The 23,327-nt window shown below is 30.0% G+C and carries 23 protein-coding genes; 4 read left to right on the top strand and 19 right to left on the bottom strand.

The window, feature by feature from the left end:
- The 3 genes from ACTTA5_RS04250 to ACTTA5_RS04240 all read right to left on the bottom strand — a co-directional run bounded on the left by ACTTA5_RS04250 (position 1) and on the right by ACTTA5_RS04240 (position 2,443).
- Entirely contained in the window at positions 1-1,332 is a 1,332-nt protein-coding gene (locus tag ACTTA5_RS04250; protein WP_440648199.1) for a (Fe-S)-binding protein, read from the bottom strand.
- A 159-nt stretch (positions 1,333-1,491) separates the two neighbouring features.
- Positions 1,492-1,908, bottom strand: a complete 417-nt coding sequence (locus ACTTA5_RS04245) for a rubrerythrin family protein (RefSeq protein ID WP_262590070.1) — start codon at positions 1,906-1,908, stop codon at positions 1,492-1,494.
- A 106-nt stretch (positions 1,909-2,014) separates the two neighbouring features.
- Positions 2,015-2,443 (bottom strand): Fur family transcriptional regulator, encoded by a 429-nt coding sequence (locus ACTTA5_RS04240; RefSeq protein WP_262590069.1) that lies wholly within the window; start codon positions 2,441-2,443, stop codon positions 2,015-2,017.
- A gap of 94 nt (positions 2,444-2,537) precedes the next feature.
- On the opposite strand from ACTTA5_RS04240, the gene fabA reads away from it, so the two are divergent.
- Genes fabA through ACTTA5_RS04225 form a run of 3 tightly spaced genes read left to right on the top strand, consistent with a single transcriptional unit; the run spans position 2,538 to position 5,038 of the window.
- Entirely contained in the window at positions 2,538-3,038 is a 501-nt protein-coding gene (fabA, locus tag ACTTA5_RS04235) for a bifunctional 3-hydroxydecanoyl-ACP dehydratase/trans-2-decenoyl-ACP isomerase (RefSeq protein ID WP_428079165.1), read from the top strand.
- Positions 3,038-4,249, top strand: a complete 1,212-nt coding sequence (gene fabB, locus ACTTA5_RS04230; RefSeq protein WP_440648196.1) for a beta-ketoacyl-ACP synthase I — start codon at positions 3,038-3,040, stop codon at positions 4,247-4,249. The genes fabA and fabB overlap by 1 nt, the downstream gene beginning before the upstream one ends.
- 3 nt (positions 4,250-4,252) lie before the next feature.
- On the top strand, positions 4,253-5,038 hold the full coding sequence (locus tag ACTTA5_RS04225) for an enoyl-ACP reductase FabI (protein WP_440648194.1): 786 nt from the start codon (positions 4,253-4,255) through the stop codon (positions 5,036-5,038).
- A 77-nt stretch (positions 5,039-5,115) separates the two neighbouring features.
- Here ACTTA5_RS04225 and pnp read toward each other — a convergent pair whose 3' ends face one another.
- The 12 genes from pnp to ACTTA5_RS04165 form a co-directional block, all read right to left on the bottom strand.
- Positions 5,116-7,188, bottom strand: a complete 2,073-nt coding sequence (pnp, locus tag ACTTA5_RS04220; protein ID WP_440648192.1) for a polyribonucleotide nucleotidyltransferase — start codon at positions 7,186-7,188, stop codon at positions 5,116-5,118.
- A 57-nt stretch (positions 7,189-7,245) separates the two neighbouring features.
- Positions 7,246-7,494, bottom strand: a complete 249-nt coding sequence (rpsO, locus tag ACTTA5_RS04215) for a 30S ribosomal protein S15 (protein WP_075485648.1) — start codon at positions 7,492-7,494, stop codon at positions 7,246-7,248.
- Positions 7,495-7,506: 12 nt separating this feature from the next.
- Positions 7,507-7,875, bottom strand: coding sequence for a 30S ribosome-binding factor RbfA (gene rbfA, locus ACTTA5_RS04210; RefSeq protein ID WP_075485631.1), 369 nt, complete (start codon positions 7,873-7,875; stop codon positions 7,507-7,509).
- Positions 7,875-10,091: a translation initiation factor IF-2 gene (infB, locus tag ACTTA5_RS04205; RefSeq protein WP_440648190.1), complete on the bottom strand. Its 2,217-nt coding sequence runs from the start codon at positions 10,089-10,091 to the stop codon at positions 7,875-7,877. The genes rbfA and infB overlap by 1 nt, the downstream gene beginning before the upstream one ends.
- 10 nt (positions 10,092-10,101) lie before the next feature.
- Positions 10,102-11,655, bottom strand: a complete 1,554-nt coding sequence (gene nusA, locus ACTTA5_RS04200; RefSeq protein ID WP_440648188.1) for a transcription termination factor NusA — start codon at positions 11,653-11,655, stop codon at positions 10,102-10,104.
- Positions 11,656-11,752: 97 nt separating this feature from the next.
- A complete protein-coding gene (gene metK / locus ACTTA5_RS04195) occupies positions 11,753-12,922 on the bottom strand; it encodes a methionine adenosyltransferase (RefSeq protein WP_440648186.1) in 1,170 nt (389 codons plus the stop codon).
- Positions 12,915-14,453, bottom strand: a complete 1,539-nt coding sequence (gene lnt, locus ACTTA5_RS04190; protein ID WP_440648184.1) for an apolipoprotein N-acyltransferase — start codon at positions 14,451-14,453, stop codon at positions 12,915-12,917. Before lnt ends, metK begins: the two co-directional genes overlap by 8 nt.
- A 1-nt stretch (position 14,454) precedes the next feature.
- Positions 14,455-14,916 carry an rRNA maturation RNase YbeY gene (ybeY, locus tag ACTTA5_RS04185; RefSeq protein ID WP_440648182.1) on the bottom strand — a complete coding sequence of 154 codons (462 nt, stop codon included), beginning with the start codon at positions 14,914-14,916 and terminating at the stop codon, positions 14,455-14,457.
- Complete coding sequence (locus tag ACTTA5_RS04180) at positions 14,909-15,904, bottom strand: PhoH family protein (RefSeq protein ID WP_262590057.1); 996 nt, start codon at positions 15,902-15,904, stop codon at positions 14,909-14,911. Before ACTTA5_RS04180 ends, ybeY begins: the two co-directional genes overlap by 8 nt.
- A 3-nt stretch (positions 15,905-15,907) precedes the next feature.
- Entirely contained in the window at positions 15,908-17,233 is a 1,326-nt protein-coding gene (gene miaB, locus ACTTA5_RS04175; protein ID WP_440648180.1) for a tRNA (N6-isopentenyl adenosine(37)-C2)-methylthiotransferase MiaB, read from the bottom strand.
- Between the two features lie 6 nt (positions 17,234-17,239).
- Entirely contained in the window at positions 17,240-17,650 is a 411-nt protein-coding gene (locus ACTTA5_RS04170; RefSeq protein ID WP_262590055.1) for a Fur family transcriptional regulator, read from the bottom strand.
- Positions 17,651-17,659: 9 nt separating this feature from the next.
- Complete coding sequence (locus ACTTA5_RS04165) at positions 17,660-18,046, bottom strand: peptidase M22 (protein WP_440648178.1); 387 nt, start codon at positions 18,044-18,046, stop codon at positions 17,660-17,662.
- Between the two features lie 7 nt (positions 18,047-18,053).
- On the opposite strand from ACTTA5_RS04165, the gene ACTTA5_RS04160 reads away from it, so the two are divergent.
- The gene (locus ACTTA5_RS04160; protein WP_440648176.1) at positions 18,054-19,055 is read left to right on the top strand and encodes a polysaccharide deacetylase family protein; all 1,002 of its coding nucleotides are present in this window, start codon (positions 18,054-18,056) and stop codon (positions 19,053-19,055) included.
- Here ACTTA5_RS04160 and ACTTA5_RS04155 read toward each other — a convergent pair.
- Genes ACTTA5_RS04155 through murJ form a run of 4 tightly spaced genes read right to left on the bottom strand, consistent with a single transcriptional unit; the run spans position 19,052 to position 23,257 of the window.
- Complete coding sequence (locus ACTTA5_RS04155) at positions 19,052-20,119, bottom strand: glucosaminidase domain-containing protein (RefSeq protein ID WP_440648174.1); 1,068 nt, start codon at positions 20,117-20,119, stop codon at positions 19,052-19,054. The genes ACTTA5_RS04160 and ACTTA5_RS04155 overlap by 4 nt on opposite strands.
- A gap of 6 nt (positions 20,120-20,125) precedes the next feature.
- On the bottom strand, positions 20,126-20,665 hold the full coding sequence (locus ACTTA5_RS04150) for a NifU family protein (RefSeq protein WP_440648172.1): 540 nt from the start codon (positions 20,663-20,665) through the stop codon (positions 20,126-20,128).
- Positions 20,666-20,721: 56 nt separating this feature from the next.
- A complete protein-coding gene (trpS, locus tag ACTTA5_RS04145) occupies positions 20,722-21,723 on the bottom strand; it encodes a tryptophan--tRNA ligase (RefSeq protein WP_440648170.1) in 1,002 nt (333 codons plus the stop codon).
- A 4-nt stretch (positions 21,724-21,727) separates the two neighbouring features.
- Positions 21,728-23,257 (bottom strand): murein biosynthesis integral membrane protein MurJ, encoded by a 1,530-nt coding sequence (murJ, locus tag ACTTA5_RS04140; protein WP_440648168.1) that lies wholly within the window; start codon positions 23,255-23,257, stop codon positions 21,728-21,730.
- Between the last annotated feature and the right edge of the window lie 70 nt (positions 23,258-23,327).

The raw sequence follows: 23,327 nt of genomic DNA, 5'->3' as shown, positions 1-23,327 counted from the left end.
TCATAATCTATAACTTTTAGCCATCAATTCGATAGGATGTAGTGCCTCATCATTGGAGATGTTAGTATCCACTTCAAGCTGCTTTAAGTGCTTACCTGCTAAAGGACAATCAGAAGCCATGTACTTGTTATTTTTTGTTTTAATTTGTCTTGCAGTTGGTCTTCCTACTTTATTGGCCAGATCATGTGTTTCTTTCATCACACCAAAAGTTCCACCATGCCCAGCACATTTCTCTACAACATCAATTTTAACATTTGGGATAAGTTTAAGCATATCTCTCGCTTTGATACCCATGTTTTGTGCTCTTGCGTGACACGCATGGTGCACTGTCACTCCACCATCTATTTCTTCTAAACCATCTGCTAATCCCTCATTGTTTGCAATATCAACAACATACTCATCAATATCCATAACATTTGCAGATAATTTTTTTATTTTATCATCATTAGGTAAAAGCAATGGCCATTCAAATTTTAACATTAAACCACAACTAGCGGTTAATGTAACAACTTTGTAACCTTTGTTAATCCATTCAACTAAATCTTTAGAAACTTTTTTAGCCTGTTCCACAACTTTAGGAAGATCAGCTTGCTCTAAGAACGGCATTCCACAACATCCAGGATAGGCCTCTTGAACTTCTACACCATTTTTCTTTAGAACTTTTAAAGCTGCAACACCTGTATTTTTTTTATTAAAGTTAACAAAACAGGTAGAATAAATTACAACTTTTCTGTCATTAGTTTTTGTATCGTAGTTTATTTTGTCATTATTTTTCTTAAAAAAGTTAGAAAAAGTATCTGAATTGTATTTTGGAAGTTGAACCCTTTTATCGATACCCGCAACTACCTCTAATATTTTTCTGAACAACTTATTTTTTATATCTGATGCCCAATTAATTATTTTAGAAAATAAAACCCCAATTTTTGCGTTTCTATCTATTTGGGCTAATTGCATTGGAACACTTGGTAATTTACCTAATTTTTTCTGTGCCGTTCTGTACCTCAACATTAAATGAGGGAAATCAAGATCAAAATCATGAGGAGGTACATAAGGACATTTGGTCATAAAACACATGTCACAAAGAGTACAGGCATCAACAACTGGAGCAAATTGCTCACTTTTTAAACTTTCTACGTCTTCATTTTCTGACTCATCAATCATATCGAACAATTTTGGAAAGGAATCACAAAGATTAAAACATCTTCGACATCCATGGCAAATATCAAACACTCTTCGCATTTCTGCATCTAATTTTTCAGGATTTAAAAAATCTGGATGCTCAAAATCAATAGGGTGACGTATTGGGGCGTCTAGACTTCCTTCTTTGCTCATACGATTATATTAGAAATTATAATTAATGATAAAGAAACTAATACCACTGGTTCATTAAACCAATCTTTTATTAATTGTAAAAGTTGCTCTTTCATTTTTTTTGATTTTAGAAATTTTGTTAAATTTAGTGGGCGGTAAACGCCCACTAATGAATATTATTTAGGCAATAGACTCTAAAGTTTTTTGAAATTTACCAGCATGAGATTTTTCAGCTTTTGCTAAAGTCTCAAACCAATCTGCAATTTCTTCAAAACCTTCTTCTCTTGCAGTTTTAGCCATACCTGGGTACATGTCAGTATATTCATGCGTTTCTCCCTCAATTGCTGAAGCTAAATTTGCTTTAGTTTCACCAATTGGTTTCCCAGTAGCTGGATCTCCAACTTGTTCAAGGTATTCTAAGTGACCATGTGCGTGACCAGTTTCACCTTCTGCTGTTGATCTAAATACTGTAGCTACATCATTATAACCTTCGATGTCAGCTTTTTGTGCAAAATAAAGATATCTTCTATTTGCTTGACTCTCACCAGCGAATGCTGCTTTTAAGTTTTCTTCTGTTTTACTTCCTTTTAAAGACATTTTTTTCTCCTTAATTTAACTTTATAGACCATATAGTGTCTAAAACTTTATTGTCAATAGTTTAGAATTATTATAATCTAGATTTTATATAATTGATTTAATTGAATTATTTTTGAGTTTGATTATCACTCGCAACTTTAACCAAAACTTCAACAGAATTTATTTTTTTTCCTGTAATATTTTTTTTAATATTTACTGGGTCTATATCATTTTCATCACAATCAATTAGCTGATGAGTATCTTCATCATAAAAATGATGATGAACAGATGTGTTTGTATCAAAATAACTTTTATCGCTGTTAATCGAAATTTCTTTTAAATAACCTTTTTTCTGAAATGCATGAACAGTGTTGTAAACTGTTGCTAATGAAATTTTTTCATTCATCTCCTCAGAAATCATTTTTACGAGATCATTGATTGTAAAATGAAAAGTTTTTTCTCTATTAAATAGAACTTCACACATTTTAACCCTTTGTTTAGTGGGTCTAAGTCCTAAATCTCTTAATTTTTCAACAAAATTACAGTTTTTTACCATTTTATTTTATAATTATTCTAATGTATGAATAAAAATATACAGTTTTATTATATTATATTGGCATTAAATCAAGTAATAAGGTCTCTCAAAAAATATGAAAAAAAATTCCTACTCATATGACGATCTAATAAGTTGTGGAAATGGTGATCTTTTTGGACCAGGTAATGCAAAATTACCACTTCCTCCAATGTTGATGTTTGATAGAATAACTGAAATCAACGAGAATAATGGAGCTTTCAATAAAGGCTCTTTAAAGGCTGAATTAGATATAAAAAACGATCTATGGTTTTTTGACTGTCATTTTAAAGAGGATCCAGTCATGCCTGGGTGTCTAGGTTTGGATGCTATGTGGCAACTAGTTGGATTTTTTCTCGGCTGGTTAGGAAATCCTGGCAAAGGTAGAGCTCTAGGAGTTGGTACTGTAAAATTTACTGGTGAAGTTTTACAAAATGTTAAAAATGTAAGGTACGAAATAGATATGAAAAAAATTATGTCGCCAGGTGGAACAACTGTTGGTCTTGCCAATGGAATTGTACTTGCTGATGACAAAAAAATATATTCAGCAGAAAGTTTGAAAGTGGGGTTATTTAAATAATGAGAAGAGTAGTAATTACAGGATTAGGAATTGTCTCTTGTTTGGGAAACAACCAAGAGGAAGTTCATCAATCATTAATTAATTCAAAATCAGGAATTTCTTATGCTGAGGAATATAAAGAACATAATCTTAAAAGTCATGTTCATGGCAAACCAAATATAAAATTAGAAGATCATATCGATCGAAAAACAATTAGATTTATGGGTTCAGGTTCAGCTTATAATTATATTGCAATGAAAGAAGCTATTGAGGATTCTGGATTAGAAGAAACTGAAGTTAGCAATTTTAAAACTGGAATAGTTATGGGTTCTGGTGGTCCATCAATTGAAAATGTTATTTTGGCTGCGGATAAAACGAGGGCTAAAACTCCAAAATTAATGGGGCCGTTCATTGTTCCAAGAACAATGGCAAGTACAGCTTCTGCAACACTTGCTGTTCCATTTAAAATTAAAGGAACCAACTACACAATGAGTTCTGCTTGCGCAACAAGTGGCCACTGTATTGGTAATTCAATGGAATTAATTCAAATGGGAAAACAAGATGTTGTTTTTGCAGGTGGAAGTGAAGAAGTTCATTGGGCTATGACGGCAATGTTTGATGCGATGACTGCTTTATCATCAAAATATAATGATGCTCCAGAAACAGCATCAAGAGCATATGACAAAACAAGAGATGGTTTTGTAATTGCAGGTGGTGCAGGTGTGTTAGTGCTAGAGGAATATGAACACGCTAAAGCAAGAGGTGCTAAAATATACGCAGAATTAACTGGTTATGGAGCAACTTCAGATGGATACGATATGGTAGCTCCATCAGGAGAAGGTGCTGTCAGATGTATGCAAATGGCAATGTCTACTGCTAAAAATAAAATTGATTATATCAATACTCATGGAACTTCTACTCCGGTTGGAGATATCACGGAGCTAAATGCAGTTAAAAATACTTTTGGAGACAATATCCCAAAGATTAGTTCGACAAAATCTTTATCGGGACATCCACTTGGTGCGGCTTCAGTTCATGAAGCAATTTACTGTTTGATAATGATGAAGAATAATTTCATAGCTGGCTCTGCAAACATAAGTGAGATTGATGAAGAAGCTAAGAAATTTCCTATAGTTTCAAAAACTGAAACGGGAGCAACTTTAAATACAGTAATGTCAAATAGCTTTGGTTTTGGTGGAACTAATGCAGCTTTAATTTTTGAAAAGGTTTAATTTATGAGTTTAATGAAAGGCAAAAAGGGATTAATCATGGGTGTTGCAAATGAGAGATCTATTGCCTGGGGTATATCTCAAAAACTTGCTGAAGCAGGGGCAGAACTAGCATTTACATATTTAGGCGATGCTTTGAAAAAAAGAGTAGTTCCTTTAGCAGAAAAATTAAATTCAAACGTTACATTTAGTTGTGATGTTGAAAAAAAAGAAGAGGTTGTAAAATTATTTGAAGATATCAAATCCCAATGGGGTGAAATTGACTTTGTAGTTCATGCGGTTGCTTTCTCTGATAAATCAGAGTTATCAGGTGAATATTTAAATACCACTAGAGAAAACTTTTTAAGAAGTATGTTAATCTCATGCTTTTCATTTACTGAAGTAGCAAAAGAAGCCTCAAAGGTAATGAAACAAGGCGGAAGTTTATTAACTTTAACTTACGAGTCTACTAAAGCAATTCCAAATTATAATGTAATGGGTGTTTGTAAATCAGCTTTAGAAGCTAGTGTTAAGTATCTAGCTCGAGATTTGGGTGACAAGGGTATGAGAGTAAATGCAATAAGTGCAGGCCCTATTAAAACATTAGCAGCTTCTGCGATTGGAGATGCAAAATTCCTATATAAATGGAATGAAGACCATTCTTTTCTCAAAAGAAACGTAGATATCCATGATGTTGGAAATTCAGCATTATATCTATTAAGTGATCTTGCAAACGGAGTTACTGGTGAAATTCACTATGTAGATGCAGGATATAACAAAGTTGGAATGCCTGACCCAAAAAATATTAGCTAAATTTAGTTAATTTTAGTTAAAAAAAAACCCCCAGAACTCTCATTCAGGGGGTTTAGGATTTAAATTTAAGCTATTAATTATTCAGTAGCTTGTTTCATAGAAAGTTTAACTTTACCTCTATCGAAACCAATCACTTTAACTTTTACTTCATCGCCTTCTTTGACAACGTCAGTAACTTTAGCAACTCTTTTGTCTGCAAGTTCTGAAATATGAACAAGTCCATCTTGTTTTCCTAAGAAATTAACAAATGCACCAAATTCCATAATCTTCATTACTTTACCTGAATAAATTTTATTGAGTTCAGCTTTTGCAGTTATGTCTTTAATCATCTGCATGGCGATGTTTCTAGACTCTTCATCTGGAGCAGCAACTGTTACTACACCTTCGTCATTTACATCTACTTTCGCACCTGATTTTTCAACTATCTCTCTGATTGTTGCACCACCTTTTCCAATGACAGCAGCAATGTCTTTTTTATCAACATTAACTTGTTCCATTTTTGGAGTATGTTTTCCAACATCAGATCTTGAAGCTGATAATGCTTTGTTCATTTCTCCTAAGATATGAACTCTTCCATCTTTAGCTTGGCTTAATGCTTGCTCCATGATTTCAAATGTAATACCTGTAATTTTGATATCCATTTGAAGAGAAGTAATTCCATCTTTAGTTCCAGCAACTTTAAAGTCCATGTCACCAAGGTGATCTTCATCACCTAAAATGTCTGATAAGACACTAAAATCATCACCTTCTTTAATTAAACCCATTGCAATACCTGCAACTGGCTCTTTAATTGGCACTCCAGCGTCCATTAACGCTAAAGACGTTCCACAAACAGTAGCCATAGAAGAAGAACCATTAGACTCCGTTATTTCTGAAACTACTCTAAAAGTATATGGAAATGCCTCTTTCGTTGGTAATGAAGAGTTAATCGCTCTCCAAGCTAATTTACCATGTCCGATTTCTCTTCTGCCAGTTCCAATTCTTCCAGTTTCTCCAACAGAAAAAGGAGGAAAATTATAGTGAAGCATAAATCGTTCTCTCTGAAGCCCATCTAAACTTTCAATTCTTTGTTCGTCATCAGAAGTTCCTAGAGTTGCCACAACAATTGCTTGGGTTTCTCCTCTAGTAAATAATGCAGAGCCATGAGCTCTAGGTAAAATACCCACTTCACACTCGATAGGTCTTACATCAGATAAACCTCTTCCATCAATTCTATTTTTATTTTTTAGAATATCAGTTCTAACAATTGATTTTTCTAGGCTTTTTAGCTGACTGTTAACATCAAGATCTGTGTAGTTTTCATCTTCCTCATAAAGTTTTTTAGCTTTATCAGTAATTTCGGAAATTTGATTTGATCTATCTTGTTTATCTCTTGTAGCAAAAGCTTTTTTAAGATCTTCAGTAAAAGTTTCCTCAAGTTTTTTCTTAACTTCAGATAAATCTTTTTTCTCAACTGTCCATTCAGGTTTTCTACATTCTTTTGCAAGCTCCTCAATCATTTCAATCACTGGAACAAAACCTTCATGACCAAATTTAACTGCATTTAACATTTCTTCTTCAGTTAAACCGCTTGCTTCTGATTCAACCATAAGCACAGCGTCTTTTGTACCTGCTACAACTAAATCTAATTTTGATTTTTCTAACTCTGCTTTAGATGGGTTTAAAACATATTTTCCATCAATGAATCCAACCCTTGAGGCTCCTACAGGTCCCATAAATGGCATACCTGATATAGCCAATGCTGCCGATGAAGCAGTGATTGATAAAATATCTGGTTCGTTTTCTTTATCGTATGAAATTACAGTTGGTAATAACTGTACTTCATTTTTAAATTCATCTGGAAACAAAGGTCTGATTGGTCTATCAATTAATCTAGAGATTAATGTTTCGCTCTCAGTTGGTCTTGCTTCTCTTTTAAAATATCCACCTGGAATTTTTCCAGCTGCATAATATTTCTCTTGGTAATTTACAGATAATGGAAAGTAATCCATATCAGGATTTACTTTTTTTGCCCCCACTACTGTTGCTAGTACGACTGTCTCTCCGCATGTTGCGATTATTGCACCGTCTGCTTGTCTTGCTACTTTACCTGTTTCTAAACTTATCTTCTTTCCCGCTACTTCAATTTCCTTCTTGTATACTTTAAACATTTCATTTCCATTTCGTTTCGTTCGTTTCGTTCCATTCCATTCTATCTATCTTGACTTCTATTTTCTTAAATTCAATTTCGACAGTACATTTTTGTAAGAATCCATTTTGTTTTTTTTTAGGTATTCCAACAATTTCTTTCTTCTATTTACCGCTCTCAACAATCCAACAGATGAATGTTTATCCTTCTTGAATTGCTTAATATGCTTAGAGAGAGTTTCAATTTTCTCTGTTAGCAAAGCGATTTGGATTTCTGAAGATCCAGTATCTTTATCGTGCATTGCTAATTCTTGTGCCTTTTTATTCATGCCTCTTTCTTCCTATTTATTTGTTTGTTTTATTAAGTTTTCTATTTTTTCCGCATACTCAAAAGACTCATCTTTTCTAAAAAGTAATTTTGGTAAAAATTTCATAACCACTTTTTGTGATAAAATTTTTCTTATTAAAAACGAGTATTCTTTCAAAACATTAATTGTTTCTTCAGCATCTTTTCCTCCCAATGGAAGAACATATGCTTTAGCAATTTTTAAATCAGGACTCATTCTAACCTCAGTAACTGTTATAGTATTTGTTTCTAAATTTGGCACCTTAGCCTCATTTCTTATAAAAATCATGCTTAAAGACTGCTTAATCATCTCTCCAACTCTAAGCTGTCTTTGTGATACTGGTTTTCCTATTCTGTCAGCCATTAAATTGATCTCTCTGTAGATGTAACACTAAATGCCTCTATTGTGTCGTTTTTTTGGAAATCCATATAATCTTTAACGGTAATTCCACATTCTTGACCATCACTAACTTGTTTTACTTGGTTTTTTTCTCTGAAAATTGTTGAAACTTTTCCTGTATAAATTATTGCACCGTCTCTAATAATTCTTACATCAGAATTGCTATTTATTTCACCTTCTGTAATTTTTGAGCCTGCAACTTTTCCAGCACCTGAAACTTTAAATATCTCAAGAATTTGCGCTGTTCCAGTAATTGTTTCTTGAACATCAGGAGATAATAGCCCAGACATTTTTTGTTTAACATAATCCAACACTTCATAAATGATATTATAAGAAGAGATTTTTATTTTTTCATTTTCAGCAAGTTTTTTAGCCTCTTTACTCGGTTTAACATTAAAGGCTATTAGAACAGCATTAGATGCTTTGGCCAATGTAACATCGGTCTCAGTTACCATTCCAATGTCTGCTAAAATTATTTTTGGTTTCACTTCTTCATGTTTAATTTGAGCAATTGCATTTTTGATAGCCTCAGATGATCCTTGTACATCGGATTTAATAATTAAATTTAATTCCTCAGAAGACTTATCTGAAAAAGCAGAATCTTGTGTTGCAAACGTTAATGGGTTTTTTCCATCTTTGCTCTCTTGAGCTCTATTTTCACTCAAAGTTTTAGCTTCTTTTTCAGTGTCTAAAACAATAAAATCATCTCCCGCTTTAGCAGCACCATTTATACCCAAAACTTCTACAGGGGTTGATGGTGGAGCCTCACTAATATTTTGACCTTTATCATTAATTATTGCTCTAACTTTTCCCCATTTTAAACCACTTACAAAAAAGTCTCCCTTTTTAAGAGTACCTGTTGTTACAATAATATTTGCAACCGGTCCTCTGCCAATGTCTATTTTTGACTCTAAAACGATTCCTGTTGCTTTAGACTCATAATCAGTCTTAAGATCTAAAATTTCAGCTTGTAAAATTATAGACTCAACTAACTTATCTAAATTTTGTTTAGTTTTTGTAGAAACTTCAACCATTAAAGTATCACCAGATAAGTCCTCTGCTATCAATTCATGTTCAAGTAATTGGTTTTTAATTTTCTGTGGATCAGCTTCAGGAAGATCACACTTATTTATAGCAACTACAATTGGAACATTCGCAGCTTTTGCATGTTTTATAGACTCGACTGTTTGTGGCTTAACTCCATCATCAGCTGCAACAACCAAAACTACTACATCTGTTAGTTTTGACCCTCTAGCTCTCATTTCAGTAAAAGCTGCGTGACCTGGAGTGTCTATAAAAGTTAATTTATTATTTTGACTTTCAATTTGGTATGCTCCTATATGCTGAGTAATTCCACCAAACTCTCCTGAAACTACATTTGCACTTCTTAAAACATCTAAAACAGAAGTCTTACCATGATCAACATGGCCCATAACAGTAACAATAGGTGGTCTATTTTTTAAATTTTCTACTCTAGTAGCCTTTATTTTTTGAATAATTTCTTCTGCTTTTTCTTCTCTTATTGGATTATGTCCAAATTCCTTAACTAAAAATTCAGCTGTGTCAGCAGCTAAAGTTTGATTGATTGTTACAGTTACTCCCATTCCAAATAAATATTTAATTACATTGCTAGATTGCTCCGCCATTCTATTAGCTAACTCTCTAACAGTAATTGCTTCTGGAATATTGATGTCTCTTTTTACTGGTTTTGAATTTTCTTGTGCCTCTTCTTTGGAAGAGTTTTTCATCTCTTTTTGTCGAGCTCTTTTAACTGATGCTAAACTTCTTTCTCTTGCTTCTATTTCGTCACTTAATGCTCTTGAAACAGTTAATTTTAATTCTCTTTTTTTTGTTCCAGCTTTTAATGTTTTTTTATCTTTTTCACTATCTCCCTTAAGTCTTTTGGTGGCTCTTTGCTCTGCCAGTTTTCTTCTTTCAAAATCGCTTGTAATTGGAGGAGATTTCGGTGCAAAAGACGGTTTTAATGGTGCGCCTTTATTAAATGAAGTAGTAGTTTTTGACTTGCCTACACCAGGTCTAAACGATCCACCTCTATTAGTGAATTTTCCACCTTGTTTTTCAATTACTCTAGAATTTTTTCCTTGAGTTTTAGCTATCTCAATATTTCTTATAGATTTCTTTGCAGAGCCGGATATTGTTAATTTTGTTTTTTTCTCCATTGCTCATCTCTCAATCTTTGTAAATTATATTTCTAGCAGACATAATTAATTCATCTGCCTCTTCTTTAGATAAAGCAAAATCCTCTAGATAACCCTGAATTTTAACTCTCTCTCCTTTAACTATATCGTAGCCACCAGTAAGTTCATCAGATGCCAGATCTGCAAAATCTTCTAATGTTAATATTTTTTGTTCACCCAATGTAACTAACATTCCTGGGGTAAGGCCCTTAAGGTTAATAAGAGCATCTTGTAGACCAAGCTCTTTAATTCTTTCCGATATATCTTCTTGATCTTTTTGGTGAAACTCTTTTGCTCTATCAATTAACGCAATAGCTGTTTCTTCCTCAATTCCTTCTATTTTAGTTAAGTTTTCTGGTAAGCTATCTTTAATATCGTCTATTGTTGAAAAACCTTCGGCAACTAATAACTGACCTAAAGTTTCATCTAATTCTAAGTTTTTAACAAAGTTATCTGTCTTTTCTTTAAATTCTAATTGTCTTCTTTCGGAGTCTTCTGCATCAGTCATAATATTAATTTCATAATTTAACAATTTAGTCGCCAACCTTACATTTTGACCTCTTCTACCAATCGCTTTACTCAAATTTTCCTCAGTTAAAATTACATCAAGTTTTTTTCTTTCCGCATCAACATTCACTCTTTGAACTTCTGCAGGCGACAAAGCATTTGATACTAATATTGCAGCATCCTCTGACCAATTCACAATATCAATTTTTTCTCCTTGAAGTTCATTTACAACTGCCTGAACTCTAGAACCTCTCATACCAACACAAGCTCCAACTGGATCTAATGATGTATCAACTGCTTTAACACAAATCTTTGCTCTACTTCCAGGGTCTCTTGAAGAAGATTTAATTTCGATTAATCCATCATATATTTCTGGCACTTCTTGAACAAAAAGTTTTTCCATAAATTTTGGATGAGCTCTAGACAAGAAGATTTGTTGACCTCTTGGCTCTCTTCTTACGTCATAGCAATAAGCTTTCACTCTATCACCAGCTTTAATATTTTCTCTAGGAATTAATTCATTTTTTTGAATGATTGCTTCTGTTCTTCCTAGATCAACAATAACACTTCCAAACTCTAATCTCTTAACAATACCACTTAAAATTGTATCTTTTTTATCAATAAAGTCGTTAAATTGTCTTTCTCTCTCTGCTTCTCTAACATTAAAGCTTATTACCTGTTTTGCAGTTTGAGCAGCTATTCTACCAAAATCAAAAGATGGTAATGGCTGAAGAACTTCATCACCGATTGATTTATCTTTATTATTTTCATTAAGACTTATCGCATCTTCTAATTTTATTTCTGTATTTGCATTTTCAGGATTTTCAGAAATAACGAGCTTTCTGAACAATTCTATATCTCCATTATTTCTATTGATTGAAACTTTAATTTCATTTTCTTGACCAAACTTAGATTTAGCTGCTTTAGCTATTCCTGTTTCCATAGAACTAATTATAAGTTCTTTATCTATCGATTTTTCTAAAGCTACTGCTTCAGCAATTCTTAATAATTCTAATTTATCTGCTCTTTTATTTAACATTTTTTATCTGCTCCAAAAAAAAATGGGCCAGAGCCCATTTTGATAATTCAACAATGTAAAGGCAATATAGTAAAGTTTTTTTTTAATTCAACTGAAACTATTTAGAAAAAACGTTGATTTTATCAGTTTTTTCCCATGAAAATGATCCATCATCTCCTGGAGTTCTACCAAAGTGACCATAGGCTGCTGTTTTTTCATATATAGGTCTATTAAGGTTTAACATCTCTCTAATTCCTCTAGGACTGAGATCAAAATTTTCATTAATCTTTTCAACAACAAATTTGTTTTTATCTAAATCATTATCAAACAAATCAACATAAATTGATAAAGGTTTTGAAACACCTATTGCATAAGCTAACTGTATCAAACATTTATCTGCTATTTTTGAAGCAATAACATTTTTAGCAATGTATCTTGCCGCATAAGCAGCAGATCTATCTACTTTTGTAGGATCCTTACCTGAAAATGCTCCTCCTCCATGAGGTGCTGCTCCACCGTAGGTATCCACAATAATTTTTCTTCCTGTTAAACCACAGTCCCCATCTGGACCACCTATTACAAAATTACCAGTTGGGTTTACATAAAACTCTTCCTCGTTAAAGTCTTTAAGAAATTTTTCTGGAATTGATTTTAACATATACGGTCTTAATAATTCTCTTACCTGGGCTTGATTAACATCAGAAGAATGTTGAGATGATATAACAACAGATTTTACTTTAGTCGGTTTACCATCTACATATTCGAATGTAACTTGGCTTTTTGAATCTGGTTCGATATCTTTTAATTTACCAGATTTTCTATCCTCAGCCATAAGTCTTAAAATTTTGTGCGAATAATGAATTGGTGCAGGCATAAATACATCTGTTTCATTGCATGCGTAACCAAACATTATACCTTGGTCTCCAGCACCCTCATCTTTATTTCCAGATGAGTCCACACCCATTGCAATATCAGCAGATTGAGAATGCAAATGACTTTCTATTTTTGTTGCTTCTTTCCAGGTAAATCCTTCCTGATCATATCCAATATCTTTTATGCAATTCCTTACTTTTTCTATTAAATCATCTTTTTTAATCTCAGGTCCTCTTACTTCACCTGCAAGCACAACTTTGTTTGTTGTCGTTAAAGTTTCACAAGCAACTCTTGAATAAGGATCTCCAGAAATGTAACTATCAACAACCATATCAGAAATTCTATCTGATACTTTATCTGGATGTCCCTCTGAAACAGACTCGCTTGTAAATAGGAAATTTTTTAAATTACTCATTTTTAATTCTATTAAATGAAAATATTAAAAAAATATACAACAAAATTATTAAACCAAAAATTTTATTCCCATATTTAGAAAAGACTGTTGGTTGAATTTTTATCATTTTCGTAAAATCAATATATCCAACTTCATTGAAGTTTATTTTTTCCTCAACGATACCGATAGGATTTACTATCGCAGCTATTCCGTTATTAGCTGACCTAATTACATATTTTCCACTTTCGATAGCTCGAAATATACTATGAACAAAGTGTTGTTCTGGTCCTATTGATTGACCAAACCATCCATCCTCTGAAATATTTACTATTATATCAAAGTCATGATTTTTATATAATTTTCCAGAATAAATTATCTCATAACAAATTAATGGTAAAAATTTTATAGAGAAATTATTTTTATTTAACTCTATAATTTCTCTTTTTTGACCTTTTGAGTAGGATTGATAATTGTTAGTTAAAGATTTGAAACCTACTTTTTTTAATAAATTTTCCATAGGTAAAAATTCGCCAAACGGTACAAGATTTATTTTATTATAATAATTTAATAAATTAAGATTATGATCATAAACAGATAAAGTATTGTAATACTTAACTTGATCATTAACTTTTGATTTGTTGTTGATGCCTAAGATGAACAAGTGATTTTCGTTAAAACTTTCATTAAATAAATAATCATAACTTTGAATTTGATCCTGGGAAATTCCAGGCAATATACCCTCTGGCCAAATGAAAATTGTTTTCTCTTTTTTATTTGGTGAACTAATATTTATAAGATCTTCTATAGTTGATAAAGGCCCCTCTCCTGAATAAAACCTATCTAAAGAAATATCAGTACCAACTAATCTTATTTTATAATCAAGTTTTTCTACGTCACCATTGTAAAAATCCTGCTTATTTGAATATCCAAAGAAATAAAATAGTAAAAATATTAAAGGTAAAATTAAACAAAAAATTAAATCTTTTTTATCATTCCGTAAAATGAAAAGTGCAGGACTTAGAAACAAAGTTATACAAAATAAGTTGAAAGAATATGTGCCTATTAAAGATGTTATGCTTAGAATTTCTAAATGGTTTGAAAAACTATATGCAATTAAATTCCAAGGAAAACCTGATAAAATTGAACCTCTAATGAATTCTAGAAAACCAAAGATTACAGAAAATAATAAAATTGAACTCAAAGTTTTATTTGGTTTAAAGAAAATAAACAAATAACAAACAAAACCATAAAATAAGGCAAGAAAAGAGGGAACTAAAATTAGAGCAAATGGAATTAAAAATTTAAAATTTTCATCAAATGTTAATGAAATAGAGATCCAATATATATTTGTTAGAAAATATCCAAATCCAAATAACCAGCCATAGAAAAAAAATAATTTATGTTTGCTATCCTTTTTTTTTGTTAAAAAAATAAAGAATAAGCTAAAGGATAGAAAATTAATTATTAACAAATTGAAAGGTGGTAAACTTAATGAAGTTATTGCTCCAAGAAACAATAAATAAACTACATCAATATATAAATTTTTTTTCAATTTACTTAATTTTTGAGATAACTGATTTAAATATTTTTTCTTCTTCTTTTAACATTTTTAAATAATCTTTATTTTTTACATGATCAAATCCTAACAAGTGTAAAAAACCATGAATAAAAGTTTTAATTATTTTTTCTTTAAATTGTTTATCTGTTTGTGATTTTGGTTTATTCATAAAATTAAAACTAATAGTTATATCTCCTAAGTAAGTTTGCTTTGATATTTTTAATATTTTGTTAGAAGGGAAAGATAAAATATCAGTAGATTTATTTTTATTTCTAAATTTTTTATTTAAAATTTTAATTTTTTTATTGTTTGAAAGAAGTAAAGATAAACTTATTTTTTTATTTAAAAATTTATATTTTTTTGGAAAAGCATTGCAAATGCTTTTAAAAAAAAAATCTTTTTTTTTTATTTTTTTAGACCAAGCCTTCTCTTCTGAGAAGACGTTTAAATTAATCATTTTTAGAGTAGGCTTTTACAATTTTAGAAACCAATGGATGTCTAACTACATCTGAATGATCAAAGTCTACAACTGAAATTTCATTTAGATGCCCCAATAATTCTTTTGATCTAACTAATCCTGACATACTTTTGTTAGGAAGATCTATCTGAGTAGGATCTCCATTAACTACAATTTTTGAATTTTCACCGATTCTTGTTAGAAACATTTTTATTTGTGTATCTGTTGCGTTTTGCGCTTCATCTAATATAGCAAAAGAATTTTTTAGTGTTCTACCTCTCATAAATGCCAAAGGAGCAATTTCGATATCACCAATTTCGATCATTCTTTGTATTTTTTCAAAATCAAATAAGTCGTACAAGGAGTCATATAAAGGTCTTAAATACGGATCTACTTTTTCTTTCATATCTCCAGGTAAAAAACCTAGTCTCTCTCCTGCTTCAACAGCAGGCCTAGATAGAATAATTCTTTCTATTTTTTTCTCTAACAACATAGTTAAACCAACTGCTACAGCTAAAAAAGTTTTTCCTGTTCCAGCTGGACCTGCTGAGATTACAATATCACTTTGTCTTAGAGCTCTGACATAGCTTTTTTGTTTTTCGGATCTAGGAATAATTGATTTTTTTGGTGTTTTTATAATGTCAGTTACATTGTTATTTTTAACCTTCTCTTTAATCATAAATTGATCAACTGATGATATAAGATCTTTATTTTCAATTGAACCATTATTTATAAATTGATTAGTTAAAAATTGAATTGCATTTTTTATTAACTCATTTTTTTGTGGATCTGATTTTATCATTATTGAATTTCCCCTAGAATACAGACTAGAGTTAGTCATCTTTTCTAATTCTTTTAAATTTTTATTAAATTCTCCGGCAACACCCATGAGTAATTCATTGTTGTGAAATATTACACTTAATGAATTATTGTCTGAGTAAACAAATTTTAGAGTGGTATCGATTTTTTTTTTAATTGTATTATTCAAAAATTATGCCACCTTTTGATCTGGGTTACTAAACAATTCTCCAAACAATGTGGTTCTATTACTATTTGTAATTTTCACTTTCACAATTTTTCCAATATGTTCTCTTTTACCATTAAAAATTACTGATGTCATATATTCTGTTCTGCCAAAAGCTTTGGATTTATCTTCAGTTAAATTTTCAACCAAAACATCGATTGTTCTATTTTCTAATTTTTTGTTCATTTGGGTTTGATTTTTAGATAATAAATTTTGAACAAATTCTAACCTTTCCATTGAAATTTTTTTATCAATTAAATCTAAACCTTCTGCCTTTGTCCCAGGCCTTGGACTAAAAATAAATGAGTAAGAATTTATAAAATTAACTTTTTTAATTAAATCGACTGTACTTTGGAAATCTTCTTCAGTTTCACCAGGATAACCAATGATAAAATCACTAGAAAATTCAATTGATTGATTAATTTTTTTCAATTCGTCATAAACTTTTAAATAATGATCTATTTTATGTTTTCTATTCATCAACTTTAAAATCCTATCGGATCCACTCTGAACTGGAAGATGGACTAAAGGCATTAACTTTTTTGAGATTTTATATACTTCAATTAAATCATCAGTCATATCTTTTGGATGCGAAGTTGTGTATCTAATTCTTTTTACATCTTTAATTTTTTCAATTTCTAAAATCAAATCAGATAATCTTTTACTTTTATCATTGTAAGCATTTACATTTTGTCCCAAAAGTATGATTTCTTTTGCTCCATTATCTGATAAATAATTTGCCTCCTCAATTATTTGGTTGAATGGTCTAGAATATTCTGGTCCACGAGTATATGGAACCACACAAAAATGACAAAACTTATCACATCCTTCTTGTATAGTTAAAAAAGACGAAACCTTACCTGCCTCATTCTTTATTTTGCTAAAATATTTAAATTTTGAAACAGCATCAAAATCTGTTTGTTCAATTTTTTTTCTTTTTTCAATATGATCCAGAATTGTTTCGTTAATCTTATGATAAGCTTGAGGGCCAATTACTAAATCTATATAAGGCTCACGTTTAAGCATCTCTTGGTTTTCTGCTTGAGCAACACACCCTGCAATTATTACTAATGGTTTTTTTTTAGCTCTAAAGCTTTTTTTAACTCTTCCTATTTCAGAATAAACTTTTTCTTTTGCTTTATCTCTAATGTGACAAGTGTTTAATAAGTAACAGTCAGCTTCTTCTAGATTTTCACTTTTTTGATAACCAATTTTCTTTACTGAGTCAAAAATTCTATTTGAATCATATTCATTCATTTGACAACCAAACGTTTTAATGAAAATTTTTTGCATTCTAGTTTAGGATTTTTTTTTTATCCCATAAAGTTCAAGCTTATGATCAACTAAAGTGTAACCATATTTATCTGCTACCTTTTTTTGAAGTTTTTCGATTTCTTCATCAACAAATTCTATTATTTCACCTGACTTCACATCTATTAAATGATCATGATGTCCTTCATTAAGCTCTTCATACCTTGCTTTTCCACCTTTAAACTCATGCTTAGTAAGTATTCCAGATTCTTCAAATAATTTTACTGTTCTGTAGACGGTAGCAATACTTATTTTATTATCAATCTTTGAAACTCTATTGTAAAGTTCATCAACATCAGGATGATCGGTAGACTCTGACATGACCTGAGCAATTATTTTTCTCTGGTCTGTCAATTTCACACCTTTTGCTAAACATTTTTGTTCAATTGTTTCAGACATAATTTAATTTTAACTTATATAAATAGGGTTAATCAAATTTTTTTTAATTTTAAATTTATCGCACAAATGAGGGACATTTTCATATTTTATATCTTTTTCACCTTTAAAATCTTCTAAACTATAACAATAATAATCAATATTCTTTGCTAATTTTAGAGCCTTTACAACAGAAATAGAATTTCTGATCCCCGCAAAACTTCCTGGGCCTCTGTTAATGTATATTTTGTTGATATCCTTCAATTCGAATTTATTTAATTCTAAAAATTCTTTTATTATCAAAGTTAATTTTTCATAATTTATTTTAGTATTCTCATGAGTAATATTGTAAATATGATCATTAGCTATGATCATTAAAAAAATTTTATCTCCAGCTACATCAATTATAAGTTTATTCATTTTATCTTTGTTTTTTAGTTTTAGTTCTAAATCAGATGAAAATAATATCAAATTTTATTCAGAAGATAATGGGATTTTATCGATAATGTATCATCGTTTTAACGAACATAAATACCCATCAACTAATATTAATATGGAGGTATTTAAGAAGCACATAGAAATTGTTAAAAATTCTAAATACAATTTTCTTAATCCTAATGAATTTGATACAAAATTTAAAACTTCAAAATCAGAAAAAGAAGTATTGATAACAATTGATGATGCATTTGAATCATTTTACAATGAAGCTTGGCCATATTTAAGAGATAACAAAATTCCATTTATACTTTTTGTTTCAACAGAACCAGTTGGAAACAAGGGTTATATGACCTGGGATCAAATTAGAGAAATTGATGCAGTGGATTTTTCTTTAATTGGACACCATTCACATAGCCACGAATACCTAATAGAAGAAACTGAAGAAAATTTCATTTTAGATATAGAAACTGCAAACAAGATTTTTAAACACGAACTTAATTATATTCCTAGTCTATTCTCTTATCCATTTGGTGAATATTCTAAATTTATGAGAGATTATATTTCTCAAAACTTTGGATACGCATTTGGTCAACATTCAGGGGTTATTGATCTTAACAAAAATAAATTTGAATTGCCAAGATTTCCGATAAATGAAAAATATGGAGAGCTTAAAAGATTTAAATCTATAATTAATTATTATCCTTTAGAATATAAAAGTTTATCTCCAAGTGAAAAACAGCTTACAAAAAATGATAATCCACCAAATTTTAAAGTTGAATTTTTTAAAGAACAAAAAAATTTAAGCAATATTACATGTTATTCCAACGAAGGAGACAAGTGGGATAAATCTAAAACTAATTTATCTAATCAAATCTTAACTATTGAATTTAGAGAACCTTTTAAACCTAGAAGAGGCAGGATCAACTGTTCTTTAAACGATAATGGTAAATGGAGATGGTTTGGAGTTCAATTTCCTATCAAGAAAAATTAAATCAAGCTTTCTAAATCCTTACTAGATGGCAATAATCTTGCCTCATCAAAATCTTTCAATTTATTTTGACTGATTATTTTTTGTAGTACTTCAATGTACTGACTTCCAGTTTCTGCATATTTATCTAAATGTTTAGATAAAATTAAACTATCAAGTGGTTTATCGTCACTTCTCAATTCACTTCTAGCTTTTCTCAGATTTATGTAGGATTTATGAGTATTTAAATTTCTTAAATATGCTCTCACAGATAATTGTAAACTATTAAATTTCATTACTTTATGAGTTTCGCCTTTCTCAGCTTCTTTAGGCTTTAAACCTTCACCTGACCATGTCCATTGACCAAATAAAGCATTTCCTTTTCTTGCAAATCTTGAAGTTCCCCAACCTGTTTCTTTTGCTGCTTGAGCAATTGCTAACGAGGCTGGAATTTCATCCATTCTTACCTTTAATGATGAAAAATCATTTTGCCTAACACCATATTGCTTAAATTTTTTTTCAAGCCATTTTTTTTCGATGTCGGTATTGCTACTTTTATTTAAAATCGTAAAGAGTCTTTTTCTATCTACTCTAATTTTAGTGTTTTCTTTAACAATCAATGGGAGGATTATTTTAATAAACATTTCCTTTTTTTTCTTTGAACTAGAGATGTCATTTATTTCGTTTGGAAGAAGTCCTATATCGATAGGCTTTACAAGTTTATTTTCCCTCACATCTTTTAAGTTATAGTTTACCTCTTTAAATAATGAATTAATTTCTGAGGTTGTGTACCTAACTAAATTAATTTCTGAATTATTTTCCTCTAAAATATCATAAAGTAAATCCATCTCATCTACTTCACCTGAGACATCTTCCTCAATTAAGCCATTTGTATTAAGTTTTTTTAATAAAAGATTTTTAGAATTATTTGTAAATTCTTTATGATTAAAATTTTTTTCAGCAAAGTTAATAAAAATCGGTGTTACATAAAAAAATGAGATTAAAAAAATCCCACTTAACATAAATCTAGAAATAGAATTAATACTTTTATTTTTACTAAATTGAAATTTGATAAAATTTTTTTTCATAAACTTTTATATTGCAACAACTTCCTTTACCTCTGGAAGATAGTGACATAGAAGATTTTGTACTCCTTGCTTTAAAGTCATTGTCGAGCTTGGACAGCCTGAACAGCTTCCTTGTAATTGTACTTTTACTATTCCGTCTTTAAATTCTTTAAATTTTATATCACCGCCATCTCTCGCAACTGCAGGTCTAATTTTTTGATCTAAAATTTTTACAATTTTTTTCTCAATTTCACTAAAATTGTTATTTTTTTCCTCTTCATTTTCATCAATGACGTATTCTTTACCATCTAGATAAAAATCGTTTATTAATGAAATAACAATATGTTTAATTTCGTCCCATTTAATTTGGTCATTTTTATTTACTGAAATAAAATCTTGTCCTAAAAAAATACCCTCAACCCCATTGACTGATAAGATATTTCTAACCAAATCATTATTTATCTGATCTTTATTTGTGATTTCATAAGGACCACTATTTGATACTTTCTTCCCGGGAAGAAATTTCAATGAATTAGGATTTGGCGTTATTTCTGTTTGTACGAACATGTTGTAAATATATATAGAGCTTATTTCTAAAATTTAAACTTGATATTTAAATTATATTAAAATCCTAGTATTTCTTTAATTCTATCTATCTTTTTTGATGCAATTAAATTTGCTTTTTCAACTCCTTCTAGAAGGATTTTATCTAAATAAGGTTGATCATTTAAAAGTTTTTTTATTTCTAAAGATATAGGTTCAATCTTTTTAACCAATAAATCAGAAAGTTGATTTTTAAATTCAGAGAAATTTTTCCCTGAAAAATTTTCGACTGTATTTTGTAAAGTTGAATTATTTAAACTAGAATATATGCCAAGAAGGTTTCTTGCCTCTAACCTCTCATTTAATTCTTCGACACTACTTGGCATTGGTAATGGATCAGTTTTTGCTTTTTTTATTTTATTTACAATTGCATCTCTGTCATCTGTTAAATTAATTCTGCTTAAATCTGATAATTCAGATTTACTCATCTTTTTTGATCCATCTTTTAAACTCATAATTCTAGAAAATTCTTTTTGAATTAAAGGTTCAGGTACTTGCAAAAAGTTATCTTGATCAAAATCGTTATTAAACTTTTGAGCAATATCTCTACATAGCTCAAGATGTTGTTTTTGATCATCACCGACAGGGACATGAGTCGCATCGTACAAAAGAATATCCGCTGCCATTAAAACAGGATATGAGTATAGTCCAACGCTTGCTTTTTCTTTATCTTTACCTGCTTTTTCCTTGAATTGTGTCATTCTATTTAACCAACCCATTCGAGCAACACAGCTCAAAATCCAAGCTCCCTCTGAATGGGCTGCTACACCAGATTGATTAAAAATAATGCTTTTTTTGGGATCAATTCCACTTGCTATGAAAGTAGCTACGGTCTCTCGAATATTATTTTTTAGCTCTTTTGGGTCTTGTTTAACTGTAATTGCGTGCAGATCAACCACACAGAATATACAATCATTATCAGGGTTATTATTAAGGTCTACAAAGTTTTTGATTGCACCTAAATAATTACCGAGGTGAAGATTGCCTGTTGGCTGAACACCAGAAAATATTTTTTTACCCATATTTTTAATAGTTTAATTTAATATCACTAATTTTAAAAGCTTTGATGAAATAACAAATAAATATGTAAAAGAATAGTGCAAATAATACGTTTAAGATTAAATAAATTGATTTAAAGCTATAATAAAATGAAAGTTGATTTTCAAAAAAGTTTAATAGAAAATTAAAGAATAATCCCATTAAAATTGATGCAAAAATTATTTTAAAGAAATTTAAAATAAAATTATTTTTAAAATAAAACAAATTTTTATTTTTTAAATATATAAAAAGTACTACTGCATTAAACCATGATGAGACTGAAGTTGCGATTGGAATTATAATAAAACCTATTTTGTTAAAATAATAAATACTAATTAAAATATTTAAAAGAACTGAAATCAACGAAATATAAAATGGTATTTTTGTATTATGATTAGCAAAGAAAAAACTTGAAAAAACTTTTATCAAAGCAAAAGCGGGTAAACCTAAGGCAAAATAGAATAAAGCAAGACTTGAATTATTAACAGATTCTTTATTAAAATTACCATAACCAAACAACGCTGAAATTATTTGCTCTGAACCAATCATTAAAGCTATTGTTGCTGGAATACTTAAAAATAAACTAAGCTCTAAAGCTTTGTTTTGAATAAGAGAAATTTTTTCTTCATTTTTAGAGTCTACAAACCTTGAAAGTTGTGGCAGAATCACTACTCCAATGGCAATACCAGCTATCGCTAGATTAATCTGATAAATTCTGTCTGCATAATAAAGATAAGAAACTGCGCTAGCTTGGAAGGAAGCAATAATTGTTCCAACCAAAATATTGATTTGCGTCACACCAGATGAAAAAATGCTTGGTAATAGTTTTTTAAAAAAGAACTTAATTTTTTCATCACTTGCTAACTTAAAATTAAATTTAAATGAAAAAAATCTTTTGACAAAATAATATAAAAAAATTAATTGTAAGAATCCTGCTAAAGATACACCATAAGATAAATAGTAAACAAGCTCATCTCCTAAAGCTTTAGAAAATAATAAAACAATAATTAAAATAACATTTAATAGAATTGGTGCTGCTGAAGCTGCAGCAAATTTATTATGAGAATTTAATATTGCAGAAAAAAAAGATGCTAAACTAATAAATAATAAAAAAGGAAAAGTAATCCTTGTTAAGCTGATAGCTAAATCCATTTTTTCTAAATCATCTACAAAACCTGGGGCAATAATTGATACAAATCCAGGCGTAAAAATCTGAACGACTATTGTTAAAATTAGGAGACCTAAAAACAAAAGATTAAAAATATTATTTGCAAAATCGTTCGCAGGTTTTTTTCCTTTGTTCATTTCAGAGGTATAACTAGGCACAAAAGCTGCATTGAAGGTTCCTTCTGAGAATAATCTTCTAAATGTATTTGGAATTCGAAATGCTACAAAAAAAGCATCTGCCAACAAACCTGTTCCAAGAAATATTGCAATTAATATATCTCTAATATATCCAAGCAATCTGCTAATGATGGTATAAAAGCCAAATGTGCCTGTTGACTTAATTAAGTTCATAAATCATATTAGTCTTAATTTTACCCTAATTGTATACTTATTATCAGAATATATAGATCAAATATTCCAA

This window comes from Candidatus Pelagibacter sp. HIMB1521, assembly GCF_052047875.1.
In the GTDB taxonomy this organism is placed as follows: domain Bacteria; phylum Pseudomonadota; class Alphaproteobacteria; order Pelagibacterales; family Pelagibacteraceae; genus Pelagibacter.
This window is presented reverse-complemented; position numbering and strand designations above follow the sequence as displayed.